The 26,472-nt window shown below is 73.2% G+C and carries 29 protein-coding genes, 1 pseudogene and 1 riboswitch; of the genes and pseudogenes, 16 read left to right on the top strand and 14 right to left on the bottom strand.

The genetic code is table 11. The annotated features are described in order from the left end of the window. The first annotated feature begins 96 nt into the window (after positions 1-96). Together ACZ38L_RS29280 and ACZ38L_RS29275 are read left to right on the top strand one after the other, a co-directional pair. Positions 97-846 carry an HAD family hydrolase gene (locus ACZ38L_RS29280; RefSeq protein WP_465698826.1) on the top strand — a complete coding sequence of 250 codons (750 nt, stop codon included), beginning with the start codon at positions 97-99 and terminating at the stop codon, positions 844-846. After that, entirely contained in the window at positions 843-3,245 is a 2,403-nt protein-coding gene (locus ACZ38L_RS29275; protein ID WP_465698824.1) for a glycoside hydrolase family 65 protein, read from the top strand. Before ACZ38L_RS29280 ends, ACZ38L_RS29275 begins: the two co-directional genes overlap by 4 nt. Positions 3,246-3,300: 55 nt before the next feature. On the opposite strand, the gene ACZ38L_RS29270 is transcribed toward ACZ38L_RS29275, so the two are convergent. From ACZ38L_RS29270 to ACZ38L_RS29255, 4 genes are all read right to left on the bottom strand, one after another. Further along, a complete protein-coding gene (locus ACZ38L_RS29270) occupies positions 3,301-3,558 on the bottom strand; it encodes a hypothetical protein (protein WP_465698822.1) in 258 nt (85 codons plus the stop codon). Positions 3,559-3,713: 155 nt separating this feature from the next. Then, on the bottom strand, positions 3,714-4,376 hold the full coding sequence (locus tag ACZ38L_RS29265) for an RICIN domain-containing protein (protein WP_465698820.1): 663 nt from the start codon (positions 4,374-4,376) through the stop codon (positions 3,714-3,716). 283 nt (positions 4,377-4,659) lie between these two features. Then, positions 4,660-5,190: a nitroreductase family protein gene (locus ACZ38L_RS29260; RefSeq protein ID WP_465698818.1), complete on the bottom strand. Its 531-nt coding sequence runs from the start codon at positions 5,188-5,190 to the stop codon at positions 4,660-4,662. Continuing rightward, complete coding sequence (locus tag ACZ38L_RS29255; protein WP_465698816.1) at positions 5,187-5,543, bottom strand: DUF6092 family protein; 357 nt, start codon at positions 5,541-5,543, stop codon at positions 5,187-5,189. The genes ACZ38L_RS29260 and ACZ38L_RS29255 overlap by 4 nt, the downstream gene beginning before the upstream one ends. Before the next feature lie 134 nt (positions 5,544-5,677). Here ACZ38L_RS29255 and ACZ38L_RS29250 point away from each other — a divergent pair, with 134 nt between their 5' ends. Next, positions 5,678-6,646, top strand: a complete 969-nt coding sequence (locus tag ACZ38L_RS29250) for an SDR family NAD(P)-dependent oxidoreductase (protein WP_465698814.1) — start codon at positions 5,678-5,680, stop codon at positions 6,644-6,646. A gap of 63 nt (positions 6,647-6,709) precedes the next feature. Here the strand turns inward: ACZ38L_RS29250 and ACZ38L_RS29245 are convergent, their stop codons facing one another. After that, positions 6,710-7,045 (bottom strand): hypothetical protein, encoded by a 336-nt coding sequence (locus ACZ38L_RS29245; RefSeq protein ID WP_465698812.1) that lies wholly within the window; start codon positions 7,043-7,045, stop codon positions 6,710-6,712. Positions 7,046-7,219: 174 nt separating this feature from the next. Here ACZ38L_RS29245 and ACZ38L_RS29240 point away from each other — a divergent pair, with 174 nt between their 5' ends. Both ACZ38L_RS29240 and ACZ38L_RS29235 read left to right on the top strand, forming a co-directional pair. Continuing rightward, positions 7,220-8,059, top strand: a complete 840-nt coding sequence (locus ACZ38L_RS29240; protein WP_465698810.1) for a hypothetical protein — start codon at positions 7,220-7,222, stop codon at positions 8,057-8,059. Between the two features lie 95 nt (positions 8,060-8,154). After that, complete coding sequence (locus ACZ38L_RS29235) at positions 8,155-8,958, top strand: phosphotransferase (RefSeq protein ID WP_465698808.1); 804 nt, start codon at positions 8,155-8,157, stop codon at positions 8,956-8,958. 82 nt (positions 8,959-9,040) lie between these two features. Here the strand turns inward: ACZ38L_RS29235 and ACZ38L_RS29230 are convergent, their stop codons facing one another. Further along, complete coding sequence (locus ACZ38L_RS29230; protein WP_465698806.1) at positions 9,041-9,763, bottom strand: TNT domain-containing protein; 723 nt, start codon at positions 9,761-9,763, stop codon at positions 9,041-9,043. Positions 9,764-10,246: 483 nt separating this feature from the next. Between ACZ38L_RS29230 and ACZ38L_RS29225 the strand changes: the two are divergent. Then, positions 10,247-10,544, top strand: a pseudogene (locus ACZ38L_RS29225) (GNAT family N-acetyltransferase); the annotation flags it as partial. A 341-nt stretch (positions 10,545-10,885) separates the two neighbouring features. After that, the gene (locus tag ACZ38L_RS29220; RefSeq protein ID WP_465698804.1) at positions 10,886-11,716 is read left to right on the top strand and encodes a hypothetical protein; all 831 of its coding nucleotides are present in this window, start codon (positions 10,886-10,888) and stop codon (positions 11,714-11,716) included. A 4-nt stretch (positions 11,717-11,720) separates the two neighbouring features. Here ACZ38L_RS29220 and ACZ38L_RS29215 read toward each other — a convergent pair whose 3' ends face one another. Both ACZ38L_RS29215 and ACZ38L_RS29210 read right to left on the bottom strand, forming a co-directional pair. Further along, positions 11,721-12,266, bottom strand: coding sequence for a YidB family protein (locus ACZ38L_RS29215; RefSeq protein WP_465698802.1), 546 nt, complete (start codon positions 12,264-12,266; stop codon positions 11,721-11,723). Further along, positions 12,253-12,789: a hypothetical protein gene (locus ACZ38L_RS29210; RefSeq protein ID WP_465698800.1), complete on the bottom strand. Its 537-nt coding sequence runs from the start codon at positions 12,787-12,789 to the stop codon at positions 12,253-12,255. Before ACZ38L_RS29210 ends, ACZ38L_RS29215 begins: the two co-directional genes overlap by 14 nt. Here ACZ38L_RS29210 and ACZ38L_RS29205 point away from each other — a divergent pair. The 3 genes from ACZ38L_RS29205 (at position 12,779) to ACZ38L_RS29195 (ending at position 14,031) form a co-directional block, all read left to right on the top strand. Next, entirely contained in the window at positions 12,779-13,093 is a 315-nt protein-coding gene (locus ACZ38L_RS29205) for a hypothetical protein (protein WP_465698798.1), read from the top strand. The genes ACZ38L_RS29210 and ACZ38L_RS29205 overlap by 11 nt on opposite strands. Positions 13,094-13,157: 64 nt before the next feature. Beyond that, positions 13,158-13,751, top strand: coding sequence for a helix-turn-helix domain-containing protein (locus tag ACZ38L_RS29200; protein WP_465698796.1), 594 nt, complete (start codon positions 13,158-13,160; stop codon positions 13,749-13,751). 118 nt (positions 13,752-13,869) lie between these two features. After that, positions 13,870-14,031: a DUF6126 family protein gene (locus ACZ38L_RS29195; protein WP_396557237.1), complete on the top strand. Its 162-nt coding sequence runs from the start codon at positions 13,870-13,872 to the stop codon at positions 14,029-14,031. A gap of 50 nt (positions 14,032-14,081) precedes the next feature. On the opposite strand, the gene pdxR is transcribed toward ACZ38L_RS29195, so the two are convergent. Then, positions 14,082-15,566 carry a MocR-like pyridoxine biosynthesis transcription factor PdxR gene (gene pdxR / locus ACZ38L_RS29190; protein ID WP_465698794.1) on the bottom strand — a complete coding sequence of 495 codons (1,485 nt, stop codon included), beginning with the start codon at positions 15,564-15,566 and terminating at the stop codon, positions 14,082-14,084. Positions 15,567-15,616: 50 nt separating this feature from the next. Between pdxR and ACZ38L_RS29185 the strand changes: the two genes are divergently transcribed. The 3 genes from ACZ38L_RS29185 (at position 15,617) to ACZ38L_RS29175 (ending at position 17,858) form a co-directional block, all read left to right on the top strand. After that, the gene (locus tag ACZ38L_RS29185) at positions 15,617-16,111 is read left to right on the top strand and encodes a carboxymuconolactone decarboxylase family protein (RefSeq protein ID WP_465698792.1); all 495 of its coding nucleotides are present in this window, start codon (positions 15,617-15,619) and stop codon (positions 16,109-16,111) included. After that, positions 16,111-16,947, top strand: a complete 837-nt coding sequence (locus ACZ38L_RS29180; RefSeq protein WP_465698791.1) for an isocitrate lyase/PEP mutase family protein — start codon at positions 16,111-16,113, stop codon at positions 16,945-16,947. Before ACZ38L_RS29185 ends, ACZ38L_RS29180 begins: the two co-directional genes overlap by 1 nt. A 182-nt stretch (positions 16,948-17,129) precedes the next feature. Then, positions 17,130-17,858, top strand: coding sequence for an MgtC/SapB family protein (locus tag ACZ38L_RS29175; RefSeq protein WP_465698789.1), 729 nt, complete (start codon positions 17,130-17,132; stop codon positions 17,856-17,858). Between the two features lie 228 nt (positions 17,859-18,086). Here ACZ38L_RS29175 and ACZ38L_RS29170 read toward each other — a convergent pair whose 3' ends face one another. The 4 genes from ACZ38L_RS29170 to ACZ38L_RS29155 all read right to left on the bottom strand — a co-directional run bounded on the left by ACZ38L_RS29170 (position 18,087) and on the right by ACZ38L_RS29155 (position 22,270). Further along, positions 18,087-20,348: a SpoIIE family protein phosphatase gene (locus ACZ38L_RS29170; RefSeq protein ID WP_465698787.1), complete on the bottom strand. Its 2,262-nt coding sequence runs from the start codon at positions 20,346-20,348 to the stop codon at positions 18,087-18,089. 150 nt (positions 20,349-20,498) lie between these two features. Further along, positions 20,499-20,744 (bottom strand): hypothetical protein, encoded by a 246-nt coding sequence (locus tag ACZ38L_RS29165; protein WP_396557249.1) that lies wholly within the window; start codon positions 20,742-20,744, stop codon positions 20,499-20,501. 90 nt (positions 20,745-20,834) lie between these two features. Continuing rightward, positions 20,835-21,419, bottom strand: coding sequence for a TetR/AcrR family transcriptional regulator (locus ACZ38L_RS29160; protein ID WP_465698785.1), 585 nt, complete (start codon positions 21,417-21,419; stop codon positions 20,835-20,837). Beyond that, positions 21,419-22,270, bottom strand: coding sequence for an alpha/beta fold hydrolase (locus ACZ38L_RS29155; protein WP_465698783.1), 852 nt, complete (start codon positions 22,268-22,270; stop codon positions 21,419-21,421). The genes ACZ38L_RS29160 and ACZ38L_RS29155 overlap by 1 nt, the downstream gene beginning before the upstream one ends. Before the next feature lie 222 nt (positions 22,271-22,492). Beyond that, a riboswitch (cyclic di-AMP (ydaO/yuaA leader) is annotated at positions 22,493-22,652 on the top strand. 12 nt (positions 22,653-22,664) lie between these two features. Here ACZ38L_RS29155 and ACZ38L_RS29150 point away from each other — a divergent pair. Next, positions 22,665-23,885: a M23 family metallopeptidase gene (locus tag ACZ38L_RS29150; RefSeq protein ID WP_465698781.1), complete on the top strand. Its 1,221-nt coding sequence runs from the start codon at positions 22,665-22,667 to the stop codon at positions 23,883-23,885. A 103-nt stretch (positions 23,886-23,988) separates the two neighbouring features. Here ACZ38L_RS29150 and ACZ38L_RS29145 read toward each other — a convergent pair whose 3' ends face one another. Beyond that, entirely contained in the window at positions 23,989-24,900 is a 912-nt protein-coding gene (locus tag ACZ38L_RS29145) for a hypothetical protein (RefSeq protein ID WP_465698779.1), read from the bottom strand. A gap of 49 nt (positions 24,901-24,949) precedes the next feature. Between ACZ38L_RS29145 and ACZ38L_RS29140 the strand changes: the two genes are divergently transcribed. After that, on the top strand, positions 24,950-25,525 hold the full coding sequence (locus tag ACZ38L_RS29140; RefSeq protein WP_465698776.1) for a GNAT family N-acetyltransferase: 576 nt from the start codon (positions 24,950-24,952) through the stop codon (positions 25,523-25,525). A gap of 64 nt (positions 25,526-25,589) precedes the next feature. Next, a complete protein-coding gene (locus ACZ38L_RS29135) occupies positions 25,590-26,381 on the top strand; it encodes a sensor domain-containing protein (protein ID WP_465698774.1) in 792 nt (263 codons plus the stop codon). Positions 26,382-26,472: the final 91 nt, after the last annotated feature.

Below are 26,472 nucleotides of genomic sequence, written 5' to 3'. Positions count from 1 at the left end.
GCCGGGCCGCCCCGGCTCCGGGCCCGGACCGAACGGGCTACGACGCGCCGTCGCGAATCGGCCCGGGGCCGGGCGTCTTCGGCCAGACTGCTAAGCATGCTGGGGCTACCGGACCATATCCACGCCTTCCTCTTCGACCTCGACGGAGTGCTGACGCAGACCGCCAAGGTCCATGCCGCCGCCTGGAAATCGATGTTCGACGCCTTCCTCCGGGAGGAGGCCCGCCGGACCGACGAGGAGTTCGTCCCGTTCGACCCGGTGCAGGACTACGACCGGTACGTGGACGGCAAACCCAGGCTCGACGGCACCCGTTCGTTCCTCGCCTCCCGGGACATCACGCTGCCCGAGGGCAGTCCCGACGACCCGCCCGGCACCCGCAGCGTGTACGGGCTGAGCACCACCAAGAACGACCTGGTGCTGCGGCTGATCCAGGAGCAGGGCGTCCAGCCGTACTCGGGCTCGGTGGAGTACGTGCACCGGCTGCGGGTGCTCGGCCTGCCCCGCGCGGTGGTCTCCTCCAGCGCCAACTGCCGGGACGTGCTGAAGGCGGCCGGCATCGACGGCCTCTTCGACGTCGTGATCGACGGCACGGTGGCCAGGCGCGAGGGCCTGCCGGGCAAGCCGGCCCCGGACACCTACCTGTACGCAGCCCGCGCGCTGAACACCCCGCCGGAGCAGGCGGCGGTCTTCGAGGACGCGCTGGCCGGGGTGGAGTCCGGCCGGGCCGGCGGCTTCGGCGCGGTGGTCGGCGTCAACCGCACCGGTCAGGCCGCCGAGCTGCGGCAGCACGGCGCCGACCTGGTGGTCGACGATCTTTCCCAACTCATCGAGGGGGCAGCCGAATGACCGCACAGGAAGGCTTCGCGGTCGATCCGTGGGGCGTCACCGAGCAGCGGATCGATCTGGCGGGCCAGGCCCGCGGCGAGTCCATCTTCGCGCTCTCCAACGGCCACATCGGCCTGCGCGCCAACCTGGACGAGGGCGAGCCGCACGGCCTGCCGGGGACCTACCTGAACGGGGTCTTCGAGCTGCGCCCGCTGCCGTACCCCGAGGGCGGCTACGGCTTCCCCGAGTCCGGCCAGAGCGTCATCAACGTCACCAACGGCAAGATCATCCGGTTGCTGGTCGACGACGAGCCGTTCGACCTGCGCTACGGCGACCTGCACGGCCACCGGCGGTCGCTGGACTTCCGCGAGGGCGTACTGCGGCGCGAGGCGGAGTGGACGTCGCCGGCCGGGCGGACCATCCGGATCCGCACCGGACGGCTGGTCTCGCTCACCCAGCGCGCGGTCGCCGCGATCGAGTACGAGGTCGAGGCGGTCGGCGCCGCGGTGCGGATCGTGCTGCAGTCCGAGCTGGTCGCCAACGAGCAGCTGCCGGCCTCGGACGGCGACCCGCGCGCCTCGGCGGTGCTGGAGGCCCCGCTGGTGGCCGAGTCGCACCACGCCACCGAGACCCGGGCGACCCTGGTGCACCGCACCCGCTACAGCGGGCTGCGGGTGGCGGCCGGCATGGACCACGTGATTCACGGCCCGGACGGGGTCAGCGTCACCGCGGAGAGCCGCCCCGACCAGGCCCGGGTCAGCGTGACCGCGGTGCTGCAACCCGGCGAGAAGCTGCGCCTGGTGAAGCTCCTGGGCTACGGCTGGTCGGCGACCCGTTCGCTGCCCGCGGTGCGCGACCAGGTGGAGGCCGCCATCACCGCGGCCCGCTACTCCGGCTGGGACGGTCTGGTGACCGAACAGAAGACGTACCTGGAGGAGTTCTGGGCCTCCAGCGACATCGAGATCGACGGCGACGTCGAGCTGCAGCAGGCGGTCCGGTTCGCGCTCTTCCACGTGCTGCAGGCGGCCGCCCGCAGCGAGGAACGGGCCATCCCGGCCAAGGGGTTGACCGGTACCGGCTACGACGGGCACAGCTTCTGGGACACCGAGACCTTCGTGCTGCAGGTACTCACCTACTCGCTGCCCGCGGCGGTCGCCCAGGCACTGCGCTGGCGGCACACCACGCTGCCGCTGGCCCGCGAGCGGGCCGCCCAACTCGGCCTGCAGGGCGCGGTGTTCCCGTGGCGGACGATCCGCGGCGAGGAGTGCTCGGGGTACTGGCCGGCCGGCACCGCGGCGTTCCACATCGGTGCCGACATCGCGGTGGCGGCGGCCCGCTACGTCCGGGCCACCGGGGACGTCGACTTCGAGCGGGAGTACGGGCTGGAGCTGCTGGTCGAGACGGCGCGGATGTGGCGCTCGCTCGGACACCACGACGCGATCGGCCAGTTCCGGATCGAGGGCGTCACCGGGCCGGACGAGTACAGCGCGGTGGCGGACAACAACGTCTACACCAACCTGATGGCCCAGACGAACCTGCTCGCCGCCGCCGAGTCGGCCCGCCGGTACCCGCAGGAGGCCGCCGCGCTGGGAGTGGACACCGAGGAGACCGCTGCCTGGCGGGACGCCGCCAACGCGATGTACATCCCGTACGACGAGAAGCTGGGCGTGCACCCGCAGGCGGACGGCTTCACCGACCACCAGGTCTGGGACTTCGAGGGCACCCCGCCGGAGAAGTACCCACTGCTGCTGCACTACCCCTACTTCGACCTGTACCGGAAGCAGGTGGTCAAGCAGGCCGACCTGGTGATGGCGATGCAGGTCCGCGGCGACGCCTTCACGGCGGAGCAGAAGATGCGCAACTTCGCCTACTACGAGCGGCTGACGGTCCGCGACTCCTCGCTCTCGGCCTGCACCCAGGCCGTGATCGCGGCCGAGGTGGGCCAGCTCGACCTGGCCTACGACTACACCGCCGAGGCCGCCATGATGGACCTGCACGACCTGGGTGGCAACACCCGAGACGGGCTGCACATGGCCTCGCTGGCGGGCGCGTGCATAGCGTTGGTCGGCGGCCTCGGTGGCCTGCGCGACCACGGCGGGCTGATCTCCTTCCGGCCGCGGCTGCCCGCCGGCCTGGTCAGCCTGGCGTTCTCGATGCGGGTCCGGAACCACCTGCTGCACGTCCGGATCACCCACGACACCACCACCTACACCCTGCGCGAGGGCTCCCAGCTGCGGATCTCGCACGACGGGGAGGAACTGGTGGTGGTGGTCGGCGAGCCGCAGGAGCGGCGGACCACCAAGCCGGGTGTGGTCGAGCGGCTCAGCCAGCCGCCGGGACGGGAACCGGCCCGGCGCGCACCGCAGGCCGGGCCGAACGTGGGCGGTGGGCCGGGCGTGGAGCACCTGCCGGCCGAGTGAGCGAGAGGAGGGTTCCGCCATCGCGGCGGAACCCTCCTCTGCTCCGTGCTCACCCTCACCCGACGTGGATGAGGCCCGCCTCGCCGCCGCCGGTGGCGGTGCTGGTCGCCCAGCCCTGCTTGGCGCCGCCCACGAAAGTGTGGTCGGTGGCGGCGAAGCCCTGCTCCGCGCCCGCCACGACCGGCGGGTTGGCGGTCGCGATGCCCTGCTTGGCGCCGCCGACCACCACGTGCGCGGAGGCCGGCGCGGCGACGCCGGCGATCACCAGCGCGCCGACCGCGATGAGCAGGGTCTTGCCGAGCGTGCTCTTCATCAGTCCTTACCCCTCTCCTTGACCCCTCTGTCCTGGCCGGTCGTGGTGACCGGAGGGCTACTAAAGGTGATCACATGAGCGTGCCGGTCAAGGGGAGCACCCGCCGCCGCGCCGATCTGTCACCCGGACGGGGGCAGGACCGGGGGATCAGCCGCTCAGTGCCAGGTCCACTTCTGGTTGTTCCAGCCGTTGCAGGCCCAGAGTTGGACCTTGGCGCCGTTGTTGGGAATGGTGTTGGTGTCGCCGTCCAGGCATTCCCCGCCGTCGGCGTTCTGCAGGTTGGAGCCGTTCCAGTACCACCTCTGGTTGTTCCAGCCGTTGCAGGCCCAGAGTTGGACCTTGGCGCCGTTGTTGGGAATGGTGTTGGTGTCGCCGTCCAGGCACATCCCGCCGTCGCCGTTCTGGATGGTGTAGTAGCCGACGGGCATGCCCGCGACCGGCGTCCAGTACCAGTTCTGGTTGGACCAGCCGTTGCAGGCCCAGAGCTGGACTTTGGCGCCGTTTCCGTGGGGGATGGTGTTGGTGTCGCCGTCGAGACACTCGTTGCCGTCGTTGTTGGTGAACGCGGTGGTGTGGTACGTGGTCTCGGTGTTCGCGGGCGCGGCCGGCTCCCGCATCAACCCGCCACTGCCAGAAGGGAGTTGAGCGAGTGAGGAGAGATCGACCACCCGCGTCCCGGCGGCCGGACCGGCGGCCGGGAGCAGCTGGCCGGCGCTGTGCGGGACGGGGAGGGCCTGTGCCGTTCCAGCGGGGGCGACGGCCCAGGAGAGGGCGCCCAGTCCGAAGGCCAGGCCGAGTCCGAGTCGAGTCCTGCGCATGGTGCTGCCTCAATTCTCCGAGGGGGACTGCACGGAAGGAAATCTGCGCGCGGGCACACGTGTGCCCAGCGCCGTTGCGAGGCGGGCAGGGAGAGTTGGGAAGGGAGGGCGGGCGAATTCTTTTCGCTCGCAGAGTATTGCGCAGGCGATGAGAGGTAATCAAGGAGAATTAATTAGTGGGACGATAATCAAATTAGGGCCACACGTGGCGTCACTCTGATCCCTGGTCCCCGGACGTCGGCCGCTCGGGCGCGGGACGGGTGCGGTCACGCCACGCGCGGGATCAGCCGCGGTCCCACTGGATGACGTCCGCCCAGGCGGTCCCGTCCCGGCGCCGCATGGGGGGTGGCTGTTCGGCCGCCGGGTGGCCGAGGCAGATGATCAGCTCGGCGCGGACCTGCTCGGGCAGGTTGAGCAGCGTGCCGACCGCCGCCCGGCTGAACGAGGTGACCGGCCCGGCGCCCAGCCCGACGGCGTGCGCGGCGAGCAGCATGGTCGCGGTGGCGGTGCCCACGTCGATGTATGGGCCCGGGCTGGTCGCGGCGAAGCCGTAGCCGCTGACCCGGGCCCAGTCGACGCAGACCACGATCGCGGCCGTGGGGCGTTGCAGCATCCCCGGCGAGACCATCCGCAGGGCGCGCAGCAGCGCGGGGCGGGTGACGGCGACGTAGCGGTGCAGGCGGCGGTTGCCGGCGTGCGGGGCGTGGCGGGCGCTGTCGAGTACGGTCACCAGGTCCTCCCGCGCGACCGGGTCCGGGGTGAGGGCGCGGACCACGCGGCGGGTGCGGATCGCCTGCAGGACGGCGTCGTTCACAGGGTCTGGTCCAGGTCCAGCCGGGCGACCAGGTGCTCGGCCAGTGCTCGGCACAGCGCGTCGAGCCGCTCGGGGTAGCCGGCCGGGTCGCCGGCCCGGACGGACGTCTCCCCGACCCCGCGCCGGAGCTCGTCCAGCAACGGGTGCAGCTCGGCACCGGCCCGCGGGCCGATCATCTCGGCCAGCCGGCCCGCCGCGGTGAGCAACCGCAGCGGTGCGTACTCGGCCGCCTCGTCCAGCTGGATCCGGGCGGCCGAGAGCAGGTAGGCGAGGAGCTCGACCGCGTCCTCCTCGGTGAGCACGAGGGCCGGGGTCGCTGATGGTGCCGGGGGTACCGCGGGCGCTGGGGACACGGTCAGCAGTCTCCCGCCGGAGCGCCGCGGCGGCCTCCCGGGTGCCCGTCCGTACACCCGTTCCGGTGGCCGTCGTCCCGGTGCCGGTCGCGAGGCTTGACTTTGAGCGCGCTCCAGCTTCTAGCGTCGAAGGTATGACGAATCAGCAGCACGCGATCGGGTCCGGCTTCGGCGCTCAGAGCACGACCGAGGAGGTCCTGCGCGGGATCGACCTCACCGGGCGGCTCGCGATCGTCACGGGCGGCTACTCGGGTCTCGGGCTGGAGACCACCAGGGCGCTGGCCGAGGTCGGGGCCCGAGTCGTGGTGCCCGCCCGCCGTCCCGCGGTCGCGCTGGAGGCGGTCGCGGGGATTCGCGGCGTGGAAGTCGATGAGCTCGACCTCTCGGACCCGTCCAGCATCCGCGGCTTCGCCGAGCGCTTCCTCGCCGACGGTCGCACCATCGACCTGTTGATCAACAACGCCGGGATCATGGCCTGCCCGGAGACCCGGGTCGGACCGGGCTGGGAGGCGCAGTTCGCGACCAACCACCTCGGTCACCACGCGCTGGTCAACCGGCTCTGGCCGGCGATCGCGGCGGGCGGGGCGCGGGTGGTGACCGTGTCGTCCAACGGTCACCAGCTCTCCGGCGTCCGCTGGGACGACGTGCAGTTCGAGCGCGGCTACGACAAGTGGCGGGCGTACGGGCAGGCGAAGACGGCGAACGCGCTGTTCTCCGTACAACTCGACGCTCTGGGAGGGGAGTTCGGCGTGCGGGCGTTTGCGGTCCACCCCGGCGCCATCGTCACGGAGTTGGCCCGGCACGTTCCCAGGGAGGAGATGGCCGCCGCCGGTTGGCTCGACGAGGCGGGCAACTGGGCGATGGGTGGCTTCAAGACACCCGCCCAGGGTGCGGCGACCCAGGTGTGGGCGGCGACCTCCCCGCGCCTCGCGGGCCTCGGCGGGCTCTACTGCGAGGACTGCGACGTCGCCGAGATCGCTTCCGGTGACGCCGTGTTGACCAGTGGGGTGCGGGACTACGCGATCGATCCGGAGCAGGCCGCCCGGCTGTGGGCGCTCTCGGCCGAGCTCACCGGCCTCAACGCCTTCGCGCCGACCGGCTGAGGCCGACCAGCTGACCGGGCCCGCCCACGACGGTGTCGCCGGCGGGCCCTGGGCACTGCCGGTCTACAGCAGACCGCCACCGCCCGAGAGGCCGCCGAGCAGGCCACCGATGATCGGAAGGCCCCCGGCGGCACCGGAGTTGGCCCGGTGCTGGGCGCTGGCGGCGGTGGCGGGCCGGGCGTAGGCGGGCAGGGTGGTGATGGTCGAGGTGAGCGCGAGGGCTCCCACGAGAACGGCAAGGGCGCGGCGCATGGGCGGATCCTGTTCGACGGGCGCGGTCGGCGCTGAGGCGGACGTGACGTCGGCCAGCGTGCCCGCTCCCCGTCCCACCTGCTCGGCCACCACGCCGGTGATCACTCGTATGCTGCCGATCGGGGCGTCAGTAGGCGGAATGCTCACCGTCGCCCACCGGAGTCCGTCCGAATTGCGTGCATCACCCCCCTTTGCACGGGGATCAGCAGGGCGAGCGGATATTAAATTCGGATAAGAGATCACTGAGCCTCATACTGTTCCCGCCAGCGGCGCGTTCGCCGCCGCGGAGGCCTTCACACACCCTCAGTCAGAAGGAAACCCATGCCCTCTCAGCGCCTCATCCGAACCGCCGTCATCTGCGCGGTCCTGGCCACGGGGGCCACCGCGTGTGGCGGGCAGAAGGACGCCAAGGCCACCGCCGGTGCGGCTGTCGCCTCGGCTTCGGCCTCCGCCTCGGCTCCCACCTCGCCCGCCGCGAGCCCCACCCCGACCATGGCGACCGACTCGCTCACCGCGGAACAGATCTCGACGCAGGCGAAGACCGCGATGAGCCAGCTCTCCTCGATGAGGATCGCCGGCACCATGACCTCGGACGGGCAGAAGATGGGGATAGACATCACGGCCGACAAGCAGGGCGACTGCGACGGCACCATCTCCATCGGCTCGACCGGATCGATCGAGATCCTGCACACCGGATCCAACACCTGGATGAAGCCGGACGCGACGTTCTGGAAGAGCATGTCCGTCCAGGAGGGCTACGCGAAGGCCGGCGACACGATGGCGATGCTCTTCCAGGGCCGCTGGCTCACCGGTGGGCAGAACGACCCGGACCTCAAGGACGTGGGCTCCATGTGCGACTTGATGAACCAGATGACCAAGGACGACGGGTCGAAGAGCACGGTGACCAAGGGCACCACCGGTGTCACCGACGGAGTCCCGACCATCAGCCTCACCGAGACCGACAGCGACGACCCCACGCCCACCACCGCGTACATCGCCACCGTGGGCCAGCCCTACCTCGTCCGGATGGAGCAGAACGGCGGTGACAGCCCCGGTCAGATGGACTTCAGTGCCTTCAACCAGCCCGTCACCGTCCAGGCGCCCCCGGCCGACGACGTGATCGACTACTCGCTCTTCCAGCAGAAGGTCAAGGGCGCCTGACACCCCTCCCGGGACGGGGGGTTACCGGCGAGGGGGTCCGGTGGTCGGCCGAAAACGGTCGGCCGACCACCGGCCGGTCCGGCGAGAATGGCCGGATGGTAGCCACGTCGCCGCGAGGACCGGTCGAAGTCCCAACGGCTGTCACCGAGTTAGCGGCCGGGCGGCCCGTGCGGGCGGTCTGGCGGAACGAACTCGGCGGCCTGACCTTCCAGATCGGCCGAGGGGGCTCCCGGCAGTTCGTGAAGTGGGCGCCGGTCGGCAGCGGTGTCGACCTCTCGGCCGAAGTGGCGCGTCTGCGCTGGGCGGTGGGGTTCACCGTGGTGCCGCGCGTACTCGACGCGGGCGCGGACGAAACCGGGTCCTGGATCGTGACCGGTGGCCTGCCCGGGCGCACGGCGGTGGACGACCACTGGAAGCGTGACCCCGGCACCGCGGTACGCGCGATCGGTGCCGGGCTGCGCGCACTGCACGAGGAACTGCCCGTCGCGGACTGCCCGTTCGACTGGTCGGCCGAACGGCGCCTGGAGGCGGCGCGGGCACGGGCGGCGGCGGGCCGGATCAGTCCGGCCGACTGGCCGCAGGACCTACGGCGGATCGGTACCGCCGAGCGCGCGCTCGGGCTGCTCGCCGACGTCCCGACGGTCGACGGGCTCGTCGTCTGCCACGGCGACGCCTGTGCTCCCAACACCCTGATCGCCGACGACGGCAGCTGCAGCGGCCACGTCGACCTCGGCGCGCTCGGTGCCGCCGACCGCTGGGCCGACCTCGCCGTCGCCACCTGGAGTACGCGGTGGAACTACGGTCCGGGATGGGAGGAGCCGTTGCTCGAGGCCTACGGGGTCGCGCCGGACCCGGAGCGGATCGGGTACTACCGGCTGCTGTGGGAACTCTCGGACTGATCCGGTGGGAGGCGGAGGGCCGGGCCGTCGGGGGTCTTCGCGGCGGACCCGGCCCTCCGGGTGCTTGGTCAGGTCCCCCCGATCAGCGCTGGTTGGGGACGGCGGCGGGGGCCCGGTGCGGGATGATCCGCTCCAGGTAGCCGTTGTCGACCAACCACTGGACGTTGTAGCCCTGGGTGGGAGCGTCGGGGACCAGGGAGGGGTCGAGCTGGTACTGCCGCCCGAGGCCGGGCTGCTCGAACCAGGGCGCGATCGGGCCCGCGTAGACGGTGAACGGCTTCAGCACGCGGTAGTCGTGGTAGTTGCACGCCTCCGGCGGGGTGCTGTCGAGGCTGGCCGGCGGGATCGAGCGCTCGGCGTACGGCAGCCCCTCGGGCGCGAGGAAGGAGCCGAACTCGCTGCCGTAGCGGTCGATGTCCTGGCCGACCTGGAGGGTCTCCTCCACCCGCTTCGGCGAGCCGTCCGGGTTGAGGACGTAGCCGCTCTGCGGCGGGTAGTACCAGCCGCCGTTGGGGCCGGCCGCGGGGTTCCAGTACAGCTCCAGGAAACGCTGCGAGCTCAGGTGTCCGGTGCGGTGGTAGTACTGCAGCTCCTGGCCGACGACGCCCAGCACGGGCAGCCGCAACGGGCCGAGGCGCTTGTCGCCGTCGAGGAACTCCGCCGAGCACTGGCTCAGCGACTCGGTGACGGGAGCCCGGCGAAACGTGTCGCCGGTGTGGGGCGCCTGGGCCCCGGCCGGTGCCGGTGCGCCGGCGAAGAGGGCCGTCGTCGCGGCCAGGACCGCAAGGACGTGACGGATCTTCACGCAGTGTCCTCTCGACAGGGATCGGCGCGCCGCGGCGACGCGACCGACCGAACGAGCCACCCAGGGATCGTTACCCTGTGTAACCAGGTCAGGGCGTCAAGGGAACATAACGTGATGTATTGGGTCAATTCGCCCCGCCGCGGTGCCGGCGAAGTTCGGCAGAGTGGGCTACGGGCTGCCTCGGAGCCGGCGGCGGACATTCCGGTCACAGGTTCCGGGTCGCTTGCTACCGTCCAAGGGTTCGTGTAGGTCCGGATCGAGGGTGAAGGGGAGGTGGGGCTGATGACCGCGCTGAAGGCCACTGCGACGCGCAGCGCCCGGACCGCCCTCGCGTCCCGGGCGACGGTCTGACCCAGTCACCTCCCTCGCAGCCCCGCCGGAGCGCGAGTTCGCGAGGCGATCCCACACGAACCCCACCATGAAACGGATCTCCATCCCCTCATGCGCACCCGCAGCTGGATCACCCGCGCCGAGACGGGCGCCGACATCCCGGCGCTGTGCCTGGCCCCCGTCGCCGTACGGCCCGAGTACCAGAGGAGCGGCGCCGGTTCCGCGGTCGTCCGCGCCGCCCTCAAGGCGGCCAAGGAGATGGGCGAGTACTACGTCATCGTCCTCGGACACCCCACGTACTACCCGCGGTTCGGCTTCACCCGTGCCTCCGCCCACGGCATCGGACTGACCGTCGACGTCCCCGACGAGGCCCTGATGGCCATCACCCTCGACGAGGCCCACCCCGCTGCCCGGCGGTACCGTCCGCTGCGCGGCCCCCTTCGGGATCTGACCGCGCGACCCGTCGGGCGAGGTGCCCCGCCGCCCCGCCCGACGGGTCGCCGCGGGTGCCCGCGCCGCGCGGTGGACGGGAACGAACGACCCGCGTCAACGCCCGGTTGACAGATGGCGGTTGCGGCATATGACACCGCATCAGGTCTTAGAATCGACGACGCCCCCCGGGTTTCCCTGGGGGGCGTCGTTCGCGTCGCCACCGGGTCTGATTTCTTGGCGGAAACTCCCGGTGGCTCCTACCAACAAGCCGTTGTGCGGCTGTCGATGCTCTGAGTTTAGCGCTCCTCGCGGCGCGCTGGCAGGGCGATCGGGAGCTCGGACGGCGACAGGGAGGTTCCCGTGTCCGCCACCACCTGCCTCAACTCCCCTCAGGTCCCCGTGGCTTCGGGCGTGTCGCCCGCGCACACCTTCCGGGACCGGCTCGGCCAGTGGCTGCAGAACAAGCCTTCCGGCGGCCCCTGGAAGTCGATCGGCCCGGCGTTCAGCGCCTTCCTGATGCACGCCGCCCAGCGCGCCGACTGGGACGGGACCAACATCCACCGCCCGCCGTCCAGCGCCTGGTTCGCCAACGCCGCCGGGACCTCGCGGGACAGCATCCCCCGCTTCTACCGGGCCGCCGAGGCCGCCGGGTTGATGAGGTTGCGGTACGGCCCGGACGGCGTGCGGGTGCGCGGTTACGCGGTCGTCCTGCCGCCGTCCGGCGCACCGGACTGGGCGGCGGCGCTCGCCGTGCTGCGGGCCGACCGACGGCGGATCCGGCAGGAGCGGGTGCGGGCGGCGGCGAAGGGGGAGATGGTGGAGGCGGCACCGGTCGTACCGGTCGTACCGGTCGTACCGGAGAAGTCCGCACCGGCGCCCGTGCAGAAGCCGGCACGTGCTGACCTACCCCGGCCGCGCGGCCCGGAGGCCAAGTCCGCACGTGCCGACTTGGACAAGTCCGCACGTGACGGCGGTCAAGTCAGCACGTGCGGCAACGACCAGGAAGTCCCTTACCGGGAAAGAACGGCTGAGGTAGTGGGGACGGTAACCCTTACGCGCGCGCGAGCCGAGGCGGCGGAAGGGGCGCCGGACACCTGGGGCAGTCCGGTGCAGGTCGCCGCCCGGGCGGCGGTCCGGCAGGCCATCGCCGCCGCCAAGGAGAAGCTCCTGGGCACCCGACGGCGATGGTGAGCCCTCACACGTACCGGCGGATGATGTCCTCCAACGAGTCGCCCTTCGGTACCTCGCCCTCCGGGGTCAGTCTGTCCACGGCCTGGGGAAGGGACTGGGCCAGCCGGGCGGCCGCCTCGTCGGTGCTGAGGCCGGCGGCCTCGGCGACCTTCCGCAGGGCGTCGTCGGGGGAGCGCCTCCTTGAGCTGGGCGCCGGTCGCGGGCTGGTTGGTGCCGGTGCCCACCCAGGAGTTCTTCTGCGCGGTGAGTCCGGACTTGTCGAGCAGGCCGAGCGGGCTGGTGAGCGGGTTCGCGCCCGCGCTCTGGCCGCTGCCGCCGCTGTGGCCGTCGCCGGGGGAGTGCAGGAGGGTGCCGACCAGGTTGGCGCCGCTGCCCTGCTGGCCCTGCTCGCCGCCCAGGAGGCCGCCGAGCAGGCTGCCGAGGTTCGTTCCGGCCGTGATCGTTGCTCCTTTCGTGCCTTTCTCCCAAGGTCCCGCAGGCCGGTGGGCTCGCCACCTGGGGCGGAGGACGGGGCGGTGCGGGTGCGGAGGGTTCTGTCACAACGCTGCAACAGGCGCGACTCGATGGGGAGTTCGGCGCGTCGGGAGGTGTGACGTCGGGCCGAGGGGTCCGGCGGATGTCGTCCGTAGCGTTGGGAGAACCTTGATGTCGTCTCGTCGCCTCGTTCTTGCCGTGTTGATCGCCGGCGCCGGTCTGGGGGTGACCGCCTGCGACCCGAACGCGGTTGCCGGCGCCGGTGCGTCGCCGAGTGGTGTCGCCGTCACGGCGTCGGCGGCCGGATCCGCTTCGCCTTCCGGGGCCGCGTCCGGGTCCGGGTCGGCTGTGCCGTCGGCTCCGGCGTCCGTGTCGGCTGTGCCGTCCGTGTCGGCGTCCGTGTCGGCGTCGGCGTCGGCGTCCGCGTCGGCCGTCCCGTCACGGGGGCCGTCCGCCTCGCCGACTGCGCGGCCCAGCAGGCCGGTTGGCAGCCCGTCCCCGGTGGCGCCCAGCCCGACGGTGGTGGCGCAGCCCTCCGCCAGCTCGGTCTGCCCGCCGACCCCGGCCGGGCACGTCGTGGTGCACGTGGTGTCCGCCACCACCACCCAGCTCACCGCCAACCCCACCACGTTCGTCTGCGGCGGCGATGACGACGGGCACTACGAGTGGTCCGACCAGAACACCGTCAACTACCGGCTGTCGCCCAGTGCGACGGCCCTGCTCTACAAGAAGTACGACATCTACCAGCGGGTCCAGGTCCCGCTGGCGGACGCGGTCAAGGCGATCAACCTCTGCGCTACCCAGCCCGCCGCCGCGCAGCCGTACCAGTGCTACGAGACGTACGACCTCCAGGTCGACGGGAGCGGGACGGTGGTCGCGATCAACGAGATGTACCACCCGTGAGCTGGGATCTTGCCTCTGAGGCACATTGCTTGCCTGCTGGGCACGGCGGGTGTCCACTGGAGGCATGACCAACAGTGAGGAGGTGCCCGGGCTCGGCGCCCGGTTGCGCGACCGGCGCCTCGGCGGCCGGCTCACCCTGGAGGCGGCCGCCGCCCGGGTCGGACTCTCGCCAGCTTATCTCTCGCGCCTGGAGACCGGGCGCCGGCAGCCCTCGCTGCCGGTGCTGCTCGGCCTGGCCCGGCTCTACGGCACCACGGTGGCGGGGCTACTCGGCGAGCAGGCGGTCGAGGCCGACCCGGTGGTCCGGGGCGGTGCGATCGAGCCCGGGCGGGCCGGCGGCTGGGGATACCGGCGGGCCGGGACGCCCGGGCGGGCGATGCAGGCGCTGCACATCCAGGTGCCGGCCGAGCTGCAGGACGCGGTGGTCCGGGTGCATCCGGGGGAGGAGTGGCTGTACGTGACCAAGGGGCGGCTGCGGCTGACCCTCGGTCGGACCGTCCACCTGCTGCTCCCCGGCGACAGCGCGCACTTCGACTCGCTCACCCCGCACTGCATCGCGGCCGACTCGCCGGAGGGTCTGGAGCTGCTCTTCGTGCACACCCTGCTGCAGAGCCCTTCCGGGGAGCTCTGCCTGGGCATGTCGGTGCGCACACACTAACCAAATGTGTGCGCACACACCGATCGGGTGGGTGTGGCACGCATCGACCTGAGTGCGTGTGTGTGCACACACTGGCCAAGTCTGTGTACACACACCGATCGAGGAAGGACCGTTGGCGATGGCCGTTCAGCACCACCGTCCCCCGCAGTACGCGCCCACCACGGACGCCGGCAAGCGCACCGACCACCGGGTGGCGATCCGGGTCTTCATCTACATGGCCGCCGCGCATGGCTTCGGCGGCTTCCTGTACCTGCTGTTCTACCTGGGCGCGCATCGCTGAGCCGTCGTCAGCGGGCCGCCGGCAGTGGTTCGCCGGTCAGGGGATCGCTGTCAGCAGTTCGCTGTCAGGAGCTCAACGAGCACGTCGAGGCCGCGCTGGAAGGCGTGCTCCGGGGGCGTGCCGAACCCGATCACCAGGGAGGGCGGCAGGCCGTCCGGCTCGGCCAGCGGGTGGCGGAACCGCGACAGCACGTCGAGGGCCAGACCCTGTTGCAGGGCCTGCTCCTGGAGGTCCGGTTCGGACGTCCGGCCGGCTGGGAGGCGCAGCAGCGCGTGCAGGCCGGCGGCGATCCCGTTCACCTGGACGCGCGGCACGGCCGTCGGGAGCGCGGCGACCAGTCGGTCGCGTCGGCGGCGGTAGCGCAGGCGGGCTCGGCGGACCTGGCGGTCGTAGCCGCCCGACTCGATCAACTCGGCGAGCGCCAGCTGCTCCAGCACGCTCGACTGCCCGTCCGCGCGCGCCTTGCGGGCCGCCAGCGGCGCCACCAGGTCCTCCGGCAGCACCAGCCAGCCCAGCCGCAGGCCGGGTGCCAGGCTCTTGCTGGCCGTGCCGGCGTAGACCACGCGCTCCGGGTCGAGCGCCTGCATCGCGCCGACCGGCTGGCGGTCGTAGCGGAACTCGCCGTCGTAGTCGTCCTCGATCACCAGGCCGCCGGTGGCTCGGGCCCAGTCGAGGGCGGCGGCACGGCGGGCCGGGTGCAGGGGGGTGCCGATCGGGAACTGGTGGGCGGGGGTGAGCAGGACCGCGCTCGTGCCGTCGGTGGGCAGCAGATCGGTGCGGGCGCCGTCGGCGTCCACCGGGAGCGGCACGGTGGACGGGCCGGCCGCCTCCAGCAGCTCGCGGTGCACGCGCAGCCCGTACGACTCGACGACCACCGGCCCGGTGCCGCGCGCGTGCAGCTCGGCGCCGAGCAGTGCCAGACCCTGGGCGAAGCCGCTGCAGAGCAGGATCCGTTCGGGATCGGCCCGCACGCCGCGCACCCGGCCCAGGTAGTCGGCGAGCGCGCGGCGCAACTCGTAGCGGCCGAGCGAGGTGGAGTAGCCGAGCGCGTCGCGCGGGGCGCGGGCCAGTGCGCGCCGGGTGGCGGCCAGCCAGGCGGCCCGCGGAAAGAGGTCCAGGTCGGGGCGGCCGGGGCGGAAGTCGTAGCGGATCGCGGCCTCGGGCGCCGGACGGGGGACCGGACCCGGGCGGCGGGTCGGGGCGCGGTCGGCGACGGTCGTGCCGGAGCCCTGCCGGGAGACCAGCCACCCTTCGGCGGCCAGCTGGGCGTAGGCCTCGGCGACGGTGTTGCGGGCTATGCCCAGATCGGCGGCGAGGGCGCGGGAGGAGGGCAGCCGGGTGCCCGGGGCGAGGCTGCCGTCGGCGGTGGCCTCGCGCAGGGCGTCCTCCAGGGCGGCGCGCAGGCCGAGGCCGGCGGTTCGGCGGACGGTGAGGTCCAGGTGGAGGTCGCGGCCCAGGGCGGGTGCGGCCGCGGGAGCGGGGGGCCGGGCCTGGTCGGGGGTGGATGGGTGCCGCTGAATGGCCCAAGAATTCATACTGCAAATGAACCACGGGGGCGGGACACTTCACCCCTAGGGTGTCTCTCATGACGACTACTCAGATCACTCAGGCCACTCGTACCGTTCCCGCCCCCGACCTCCGGCTCGCGCTGCCGCAGGCGGCCCCCGACGTCTACCGGGCGATGCTCGACCTCACCAAGGCCGCCTCCACCGGGCTCGACCCGGTGATCGCCGAGCTGGTGAAGACGTACGCCTCGGTGATCAACGGCTGCGCCTTCTGCCTCGACATGCACACCACCGACGCCCGCAAGGCCGGCGAGGCCGAGCACCGGCTCTACACCCTGCCGGCGTGGCGCGAGACCCCGTACTTCACCGCCCGCGAGCGGGCCGCGCTGGCGCTGACCGAGGCGATCACCAAGATCACCGAGGGGCACGTGCCGGACGCCGTCTACCAGGAGGCGGCCGAGCAGTTCGACGAGCAGGAACTGGCCCGGCTGATCGCCGCGATCACGACGATCAACGCCTGGAACCGGCTGGCGATCAGCACGCGGATGAGCCCGGCTGCGAAGGCCGGCGCTTGATGGGGGCCGAGCGGCCGGCCGTGCAGCAGGAGCGGGCGCGGCGGTTCCACCGGTTGCACCACGGTGAGGGGCCGCTGGTGCTGGCGAACGTCTGGGATCCGGGCAGCGCCGTGCTGGTGGCCGACGCCGGTGCCACGGCGATCGCCACCACCAGCGCGGGCGTCGCCTGGGCGCTGGGTGCGGCGGACGGTGGCGGGCTGAGCCGCGACCAGGTGGTCGAGCTGACCGCCCGGGTCGTCGCGGCGGTGGACCTGCCGGTCACCGCCGACCTGGAGGAGGGCTTCGGCGCCACCGCGGCGGAGGTCGGGCGGACCGTCGAGCTGGTGCTGGCGGCCGGCGTGGTCGGGATCAACATCGAGGACGGTCGCGAGGGTGGCGTCCTTCGTCCCGTCGAGGAGCAGGTGGCCCGGATCGCGGCCGCCCGGGCTGCTGCCGACGCGGCGGGGGTCGAGCTCTTCATCAACGCGCGGACCGACGTCTACCTGCGCCGGGTGGGGGAGCCCGAGGAGCGGCTGGAGCACGCGCTGGCCCGGGGCAAGGCGTACGCGGCGGCGGGTGCGGACGGGATCTTCGTGCCGATGGCGAGCGACGTCGAGGACATCGCGGCGCTGGCGGCCGGGCTGCCGCTGCCCCTCAACGTGCTGGTCGGGGAAGGGTGGCCGACGGTGGCCGAGCTGGGCGCGCTGGGCGTGGCCCGGGTCAGCCTGGGGCCCGGCCTGAGCAGGGCGGCGTACGGGGCGGCTCGGCGGCTGGTCGAGGAGGTGCTCGGAAGCGGGAGCTACCGTGCGCTGGAAGGGGCTCCCTCGACGCAGGTGTTCAACGGGCTGTTCGGCTGAGGCGGGTCGGTGGGTGGGGGCGCCCCGGCGCGGGGTGGGCTGGCCCCCGCCGGGGGATCCCCATCGGGTGACGGGATGTCCGCATCGGCACCAGGAGTTCGCCGGGGCTCCACCAGCCCGGCACCGTGGTCGGCGACGATGAGGGGCGTCGTCCGACCACGTCCTGAAGGAGGTGCGCCCACGTGCACACCCTGAGCACCATCGACTTCCTGACCCGGCTCGGTGTCGGGGTGGGCTGCGGCGCACTGATCGGCGTCGAGCGGCAGTGGCGGGCCCGGATGGCCGGCCTGCGCACCAACGCGCTGGTCGCGGCCGGGGCCACGCTCTTCGTGCTGTACAGCGAGGCGGTGGTGGACCCGGGCAGCCTCACTCGGGTGGCGTCCTACGTGGTCTCCGGGATCGGGTTCCTGGGCGGTGGGGTGATCCTGCGCGACGGGGCGAGCGTGCGCGGGCTCAACACCGCCGCCACGCTGTGGTGTTCGGCGGCGGTCGGGGTGATGGCCGCCTCGGGGCACCTGATGTTCGCGGTGCTGGGGACGTTCGCGGTGCTGGCGGTGCACCTGGTGCTGCGCCCGGCGGGCCGGCTGATCGACCGGGTGCCGCAGGATGACCCGGACGTCGAGGGCGTCCGGGCCAGCGTCCACCTGCTGTGCCAGCGCAAGGCCGAGACCCAGGTGCGGGCGCTGCTGCTGCAGGCCATCGGCACCGCCGGACTCACCCCCACCGGCCTGCGCGCCAAGCGGCAGGGCGAGGACAGCACCCTGCTGCGGGCCACCGTGGCGATCACCGGCGACCCGGCCCGCGCGCTGGAGCAGCTGATCACCCGTCTGTCGCTGGAGCCCGGGGTGCGCGATCTGCACTGGCACCTGGTGGAGGAGATGCAGGAGTCGGAGCAGGAGGGGATGGCGTGAGCGGCGCTCTCGGGGGTGAGCGGGGCTTGCGTTCGTGAGCGGTGCTCTCTGAGGGGGGTGATGCTCTCTGGGTCGGGCAGTGCTCTCTGATGTGAGCGGCGCTCTCTGATGTGAGCGGCGCTCTCTGGGGTGAGCAGTGCTTTCCGGGGTGGGCGGTGGGCTCTGGAGTGAGCGGTGCTCACCTGGGAGAGCAGTGCTCAGGCGTTGCTGGGGCCTGGTGAAGTGGCGTCAGCGGTGGAGGAGGAGCAGGGCGACGTCGTCCGGGCGGGAACGGCGTTCGGTGACGTTCAGGGTGAGCAGGTCGGCCAGTTGTTCCAGGGCGCGGTAGGGGCCGACCCGGGTAGGGCCGGCTCGGCGGTACCAGAGTTCCAGGCCGCCGAGCATCCGCTGCACCGACTCGTCGTAGTCCTCGGAGCGGTCCTCGACCAGGCCGTCGGTGTAGGCCAGCAGGGTCTCGCCGAGGCCGAGCTGTTCGATCGTGAGCGGGTAGTTGATCGAGGGGTCGACGCCCAGGGGCGGGCCGCCCGGGAGGTCCAGCTCGATCGCGCGGCCGTCCGCGATCCGGACCGGGGCCGGGTGGCCGGCCCGTGCGCCGTGGATCGTGCCGTTGCCCAGGTCGAGCGTCAGGTAGAGGCAGGTGGCGAAGAGGTCGGTGTCGAGCTCGGCGAGCAGCCGGCTGGTCCGGGCCAGGGTGGCGGCCGGGTCGTGCCCGTCCGTCGCGTACGCCCGCAGTCCGCTGCGCAACTGGCCCATCACCGCGGTGGCCTCGGCGTTGTGCCCCTGGACGTCGCCGATCACCACGCCGACCCGCCCCGAAGGCAGCGGGATCAGGTCGTACCAGTCGCCGCCGATCTGCATGCCCTCGGTGCCGGGCAGATAGCGGGCCACCGAGGTGAGCCCGGGCAGCCGTGGCAGGGTGCGCGGCAGCATCGCGCGCTGCAGCTCGGTGGCGCGCTGGTAGTGGGTGTCGTAGAGCCGGGCCCGTTCCAGGGACTGGGCGAGCACGCCGGCGAACGCGGAGTAGAAGGTGCGGTCCTCGCGGCTGAAGGCGCGCTCGGTGGCGAAGGTGATCAGGCAGGAGCCGACCTGCCGCCCGGAGGCGACCAGCGGCAGCACCGCCCAGGCCGCCGGTCCGCCTGCGGCCGTCGCCGTCCCCGGCTCGCTGAACAGCGGCACGGACCGGGCCGGCGCCTGCTCGGCGGTGGCCTCGCTCTGGTGCAGCCGGTGCATCTCGCTGCGGTGCGGCCCCCCGTAGACCGAGGGTGAGACGGGCAGCAGCCGGCCCTCGTCGACCACGTCGAGCGCCAGTTCGGCCGCGCCCAGCGCGGGTCGGGCCACGTCGGTCAGCGCCGCGGTGACGTCGCGCACCCCGACCGCGCGGGAGAGCGCACTGGTCAGCGCGAGCAGCAGGGCCGAACGGGCGCCGGCCCCGGCGTCCGAGAGCCCGGCGTGCGGGAGGCCGGCACCCGAGCCGACCGCCTCGGCGGACGGGCCGCCGTCCGCGCCGGCCGGGTGGTGGTGCTCGGTGAGGAGGCCGGCGATCCGGACCGGGCGGCCGTGCACGTCGAGCAGCACCTCGCCGCGCTCGTCCAGTCCGGCGACCGTGCCGTCCGGGCGCAGCGCGCGGTAGGTGAGCCGGTAGCGGCCGCCGCGGGCCAGTACGTCCACCAGGGCGGCCTGGACGTCCGGCAACTCCTCGGGGTGGACCAGGCTGGTCAACTCCGGGGCCGGGTAGGGGCCGGGGCCGTCCGGCGGGGTGCGGCCGACCAGGCGGTAGGCGGCGGCGTCCCAGGCGCTCTCGCCGGTGACCAGGTCGCGTTCGAAGACGCCCGCGTCGGCGGCCCGGACGGCGCCGGCCAGCATCGGTTGGTGGTCGGCGGCCGGGTCGGGCGGCTCGGCGTGGGTCCGGACGCCCTGCGCGCTGCCGGTACCGGACTGCGCCTGCGCCAGTAGGTGGGCCAGGCGGTGGGCGCAGGCCTCCGCGATCGCCTCGAGGGCCTCCAGATCGCGGCGTGGGACGGTGCCGCGGTGGGCCAGGGTGAGCGCGAGGACGCCGAGGTCCTGGTCGTCCACCAGCAGCGGCAGGGCGACCACCGAGATCAGGCCGGTGCCGCCGCCCGCCGGGCCGCGCGGGAAGGCCCGGCTGGTCTGCTCGGGGCTGAGCAGCACGGGCGCGCGCCGGCGCAGGGCGGCGGCGACGGGCAGGTCGTCGGCCCGGTCGACGGTGGCGTAGCGGCGGTGCGCCCAGTCGGGCAGGCCGCTGGAGACCGTCAGTCGGAGCGCGCCGGAGCCGTCCAGCAGGTAGATCGCGGCACCCTCGCGGGTGACCCAACCGGGGCCCTCGGTGAGCACCGCGCCGAGCAGTTCGGAGGCGCTGGCGCAGCGCAGCAGGCTGCGGATGCAGGCCACGGTGGAACGGGCCGAGCCGCGGCCGCGGTGGGCGGGCGGCTGGTCGGCGGAGGTCGGCAGCCAGGGGGAGGTCAGGTCCATCGGGATACCCGGCCCTTCCGCTCCTGGGGCGTACCGCCGGGCCGGAGGGCGCCGGCGGGTGGTTCGACTGCCGTGAGTGACAGTGAATATCCTATTTGGTCCGGATGTAAATGTGGGGTGGCGAGGTCCGCGGGAGGGGCGGGGCGGTCGCTACTGGCCGTCGGCCTCGCCGTAGCCGGGCTGGGGGCGGGCCGGGACGTCGCCGAGGGTGCGCAGGCCGCGGACGATCGCCAGGGTGCGGCGGACGGCGGTCCAGCCGGTGGGCTGTTCGGGGGCGGTGGCGTACCCGGTGGTGGAGCAGGCGTTGGTGGTGGGCGTCGAGCCGGCACGCGGGGCCGGGACGGCGCCGGCGTCGGTCGGACGGGCGGACTGGCGGGCGGTGCTCGGCTGCGTCATGGGCCCTGGTCCTCTGCGCGTGGCGGTCTCGGTGGGGGACGGTAGTCCCGTCGGATGAACACACCGTGAGGTGCCCGGTTGGTTCCCCTGCTAACCGATCTCGTCGCTGGGCCAGTTACGCAGGCCGCCGGTGAGCACGCCGACCAGCCGTCGCTGGGTGACCGCCAGGTCCTCCGCGAGCTGGAACCCGCCGCCGATGGTGAGCGAGGCGAAGCCGTGGGCGACCGCGCGGACCGTCCGAGCGGCGTGGATCGCCTCGGACCGCTCGATCCCGTAGTCGCGCAGCACCTCCAGGATCGTGCCGACCAGCCGGGCGGCGGCCTCGAGCAGCTCGTCGTCGGGCTGAGCCGGCGTGGCCTGGGGCAGCGCGGCGTAGCGGTGCGGGTGGTCGGTGGCGTAGCGGTGGTAGCCGCGCAGCAGGGCCTCGATGGCGGCGTCCTCGGTCCGGCCGGCGGTCTCCCGGGCGAGCAGGTCGGCCAGGTCGGAGGTGACCCGGACGGCGACCAGTCGGCGCAGTGCGCCCAGGCCGCCCGGCACGTGCTTGTAGAGGGACGGTGTGGCGACGCCCGCGCGGGCCGCCACACCGGCCAGGGTGAGCGCCTCCAGGCCCTCGTCGTCGATCAGCGCCAGGGCGTGGTCGACCACGGCGTCGGGGGTCAGTCCGACCCTGGGCATCAGGCCACCTCGCTGAGGAACGGGAGCAGGGCGTCGGCGGTGGCCTGCGGGAACTCCGCCATCGGGTAGTGGCCGGCGCCGTCGATCATCACCCTACGGGCCCGCTGCGCGCTGGCCGTCAGCGCGGCGACCTGCCGGTCGGCGACCAACTCCGGCTTCGGGAAGTCGGGGTCCTTGGCGCCCATCAGCACCAGGGCCGGGCATCGCACGTCCTGGGTCCAGCCGAGCGGCGAGGAGTCGCCGGTGACGTAGCCGCGGGTGGCCTGGCGCCGGCCGGGGGTACGCAGGGCGGTGACCATGCGGGCCCGGTAGGCGGCGAAGTCGGCGGGCTTGCGGGTGGGGTAGGCGTGGTTGAGGTACGTGCCCCAGGTGCTCGGGAGGTTCAGGACCAGCGAGCCGAGCAGCTTGGTGAGGACGCGCTGGAGGGCGCCCGGCGGCGGGACCTCGATGAAGGCGTCCACCAGGACGATCCCGGCGGCGCGGTGCGGCGCGGTGCCCGCCGCCCTGACCACGGTGGCGCCGGTGTAGGAGTTGCCGACCAGGGTCGCGCGGTCGAGGTCCAGGTGGTCGAGCAGCGCGAGCAGGTCGGTGGCGAGGGCGGCGGGGGAGTAGTCGTCCCAGGCGATGGAGGAGTCGCCGAAGCCGCGCAGGTCCATGGTGATCACTCGGTGGCCGGCCGCGGTGAGCAGCGGGCGCAGGTGACGGTAGACGGTGCGGGAGTCGAGCATGCCGGGAAGGAGCACCACCGGTCTGCCGGAGCCGCGGGTGTCGTCGAAGGCCACGGTGCCGCCGGGGACGTCGAGGTACTGGGTCCGCGGGGTGAGGGCGTCGGTGCTGGAGTCGGTGGACATGGCGGCCTTCCTGGCTGTCGAGGTGGCTGCTGACAGCCACAAAGCTAAGGCTAATAGCCTTAGCTGTCAACGCTCTGTGGCCCGATCGCGAGGCTCGTATCTACGCGCGCTCGGGGCCTCAGGAGGCCGCGCGGGCCTCAGGGGAGCGGCTTGGAATCACGGGCTTCTGGGATTAACGTTTGATAACGCAGCGCGGTCGGCAACGCCGTACCCGAACGGCACCGTGCGCCGTCGCCCAATCCGCGACCCAGCCCGAGGGCGGGGTCGCAGAGCCGGGGAACCACCGTTCCTTGGGGTGAATCGGACCGGCCCCGGCCGGACCGTAGGAGACCTTCCTGCTCCGAACCCGTCAGCTAACCCGGTAGGCGCGAAGGAAGGAAAGGAGCGCGCCCCCGTGGCGTCGACGCACACCCCGGAGAGTCGCACCCAGGCCGGAGGTACTCAGCTGCTCGACTTTCCGGACGGGACAGGGCTGCAGGACGGAACGGAGCCGGCGCCCTTCGGGCCCGAGCAGTCGACCGTGGGCGAGGAGGCCGCGCGGCACCGGTTGCCCCGGCAGAGCCGTAGCGGCGCGCCGGTGCTCGGCGTGACGGCGATGGCCGCCGCCCTTGGGGCCACCGGGTTCTCCGCCAGCGCCGCCGCTGCCGCCACTCCCGGGCCGGCCGCACCCGCTCCGACCACACTTGCCGCGCCCGAGCAGCCCGCACAGCCCGCGCACGCCGTCGACGTCGACCAGGTGGCCGACCACGCCGCCGACCCCGGACTGGCGCTGGCCGCCCGGATCCAGCAGCAGGCCGACACCCGGCGCACCGCGGCCGAGGAGGCGGCCCGGGTCGAGGCCGCCCGGGAGGCCGCGGCCAAGCGGGAGGCGCAGGCGCGCGCCGAGGCGCGGGCCCAGGCCGAGGCGCAGGCGCGTGCTGAGGCGCAGGCGCGTGCTGAGGCGCAGGCCCGGGCCGAGGCGGAGGCGGAGGCCGCGCGGCAGGCGGCGGCGCAGGCCGCTGAGGCCGCTCAGGCCGAGGAGGCCGCGCGGGCGGCGGCGGTACGGGCCGCCACGGCGCAGGTCGCGGAGGAGCAGGGGCGGGCTGTCGCCGGGACTGCCGCGGTCGCGGTCGTCGGACCCATGGCCGTCGGAGGTGCGTCCGGCGAGGGCGTCACCGACCAGGCCGGGGCGTCGCCGGTCGTCGGCCCGTTCGCGCTGCCGATCGCCTCGTCGTACGCGCTCGGACCCGGCTACGGCCAGCCGGGCGGGCACTGGGCGCACCTGCAGACAGGTGTCGACTTCGCCGCCCCCGCCGGTAGCGCGGTGGCCGCGGTCGCCGGTGGGACCGTCAGTTCGGCCGGCTGGTCCGGCTCCGACGGCTACCGGGTGGTGCAGACGCTGTCCGACGGCACCGAACTCTGGTACTGCCACCTCTCCGCGATCACCGTCCCGGCTGGCCCGGTCGCCGCGGGCACCGTGCTCGGCAAGGTCGGCGCCACCGGCAACGTCAGCATGACCGCCAACGCCGCCGTCGGTGGCGTCAGCGGTCCGCGGCTGCGGCTGGAGGTCCGCCCCGGCGGCGGTGCCCCGGTCGACGCGTTGGGCTGGCTGCGCGGGCACGGGCTGAACCCGTAGCCGGTTGGTGGCGAGTGACGGGTGACAGTTGACGGAGGCCGTCAGCCCGGGTTTGGGCTGACGACTGACCACGACTGTCAGCGCTCACCCCGCACCCGGCCCCTCACTCGTCGCCCGGAAAGGTCCAGTCGCCCTCCGGCAGCGGGAGGTCGACCAGGCCGCGTTGCAGCAGGTAGCCGTCGACCTCGGCCGCGCCCGGTTCGGGGGCGAGGTCCTGGTACTCCGTCAGCAGCAGCTCGGGCAGCCCGGGGACCGTCCACTCGCCGCACAGCCGCAACGCCTCCGCCTGGACCGCCGCCTCGAAGGCCGGGTAGTCGCCGGCCAGCTCCTCCGGCATCGGGTGGCCCAGCGCCGTCAGTCCGGCCAGGTTCCGGTAGCTGCGCTCCATCAACTGCCGTTCCAGCAGCAGCCGGGCCCCGTCGGTGGCCATCCCGATCCCGAGCAGCACCCCCGGCTCCCAACCGTCCACGCCCTCCGGCTGGTCCAGCCCGTCCAGCGCGGCGAAGACCTCGATCCGCTGCTCCTCCGGCAGCTCGCGGAAGGCGTCCAGCCAGCTCCGGACCGCGGCGAGGTCGGTGGTGTCCACCCCGTCCGCGCGCAGCAGCAGCGCGTAGAGCCGTGGCCAGGTCACCAGGTGCGGTCGCCGCAGCAGCCCGGCGAGCAGCTCACCCTGCCACTCGGCCTCCTCGTGCAGCCGTTGCTGCCGCTTGGCGTTCAGCCGCCGGGCGGCCCGCTGATGGTCCACCAGCAGCCGCACCGCGGCGCCGTACGCGAGCGGCGACTCGTCGTCCGCGGGCTGCACGTAGAGGTGGATCCGTTCGTACAGCAGCTCCTGCACCAGGCCGGAGCTCAGCTCGGGGAACCCGTCGTGCATCCGGGCGCCGGCCAGTTCCAGCAGCGTCAACACCGTGCCGACCGCGCGCTCGGACACCGGCTCCCGTCCCGCGTCGGCGGCCCAGCTGAGCAGCGCGGCGCTGTGCGGACGGGGTGTGAGCTGCAGGTCTTCGACGTTCATCCCCGTACGGTAACCGCCTCCCGAGTGCGCCGGCGCTAGCGTACGCACCATGGACCCCGTACAGCTCACCGGACCACGGCTCACCATCCGCGAATTCCACCACGTGCCGCGCGACATCGACGCGCTGCACGCGATCTTCGGCGACCCCGAGACGGCCCGCTACCTCCCGTTCGAGCCACGGGACCGGGAGGACTGCGCCGACCAGGTCGCGCTGTACCTGGAGGAGGCGGAGCGCGACCCGCGCACGGTCTACCGGCTCGCCGTCACCGTCACCGCCGAGGGCGAGGACGCGGTGCCGATCGGCAACGCGGTGCTCGGCATCGAGGGAGCGGAGAGCCAGCGGGCGGCGTTCATCGGCTACGCGCTGCGCCGGGACACCTGGGGCTTCGGCTACGCCACCGAGATCGCCCGGCTGCTCTGCGGCTTCGGCTTCGGCACCCTCGGCCTGCACCGGCTGGCCGCCCGGCTGGACCCGGAGAACCTCGCCTCGGCCCGGGTGCTGCGCAAGGTCGGTTTCCAGCCGGAGGGCCGGATCCGGCACGACCTGTTCCTGCGCGGCCGCTGGTACGACGCGCTCCAGTACTCGCTGCTGGAGGACGAGTGGCGGGACCGGCCGGGGGGTTAACCCCACCTCCGGTTCGCCGGGAGGCCGGATCCCGCCGAGCGCTCCCGGCGGGCAGGCTGAAGGTATGACGAACCTCCAGGACCTCCAGGACCTCCAGGACCTCCAGGACTTCCAGGGCACCAAGGGCTTCCAGGACCTCCAGGACCCCCACGGCACCCAGGACGGCCAGGACCTCGGACACCACGGCACCGACCGCTACCAGCGCGCCGAGCAGCCGTACTTCTGGCGCGCACCCTTCGCCGGGCAGACCTACCGCGAGTTCGGGTTCGTCCTGGGCTCGCTGGTCACCGCGACCGCGGGCTTCGGCTGGGTGGTCACCATGTTCGCGTTCGGCGTCGGCACGCTGGTCACCGCGCTCGGCCTGCCGGTGCTGGCGCTCCTGCTGGCGGGGGCCCGCGGCTTCGGCGCGATGGAGCGCGGCCGGGCCCGCCGGCTGCTCGGGTACGACGTGCCGAGACCGGCTCCGGTGCGCCGCCGCCGTCCCGGCGCCTGGGGGGCCGTCACGGCGGGGCTGGCCGACCCGGCGGGCTGGCGCGCGGTGCTGTACCAGGTGGTGATGTTCCCCTGGCAGGTGTTCGGCTTCGTGCTGAGCGTCACCCTGTGGGCGGTCGGCTGGGTCAGCGCGCTCTACCCGCTCTACGCCTGGGTCTTCCCGCGCTTCGTCGGCCGGCCCGGCCTGCAGCTCTTCGACAGCACCGACAGCCAGGGCGTCCGGCACGTCTACTACCTCTCCGCACCGTGGCAGATCGCCGGGCTGTCGACGGCCGGGCTGCTGCTGGTGTTCCTGACGCCGGCGGTGCTGCGCGCTCTGAACGCGGTCAACCGCGCCGCGATCCGGGGGCTGCTCGGGGCCTAGTGCTGCTCCGCGTTAATTCGTGGAGGGGTGTTGATCAGGCTGCCTCCTTGAGTGGGGTGCCGTCGTAGGTCCAGCGGAAGGGCTTGGCGGT

The sequence above is a fragment of the Kitasatospora sp. NPDC024654 genome, assembly GCF_055559155.1.
Note: the sequence above shows the minus strand (reverse complement) of the source record. Positions and strands in the feature narration are given on the sequence as shown.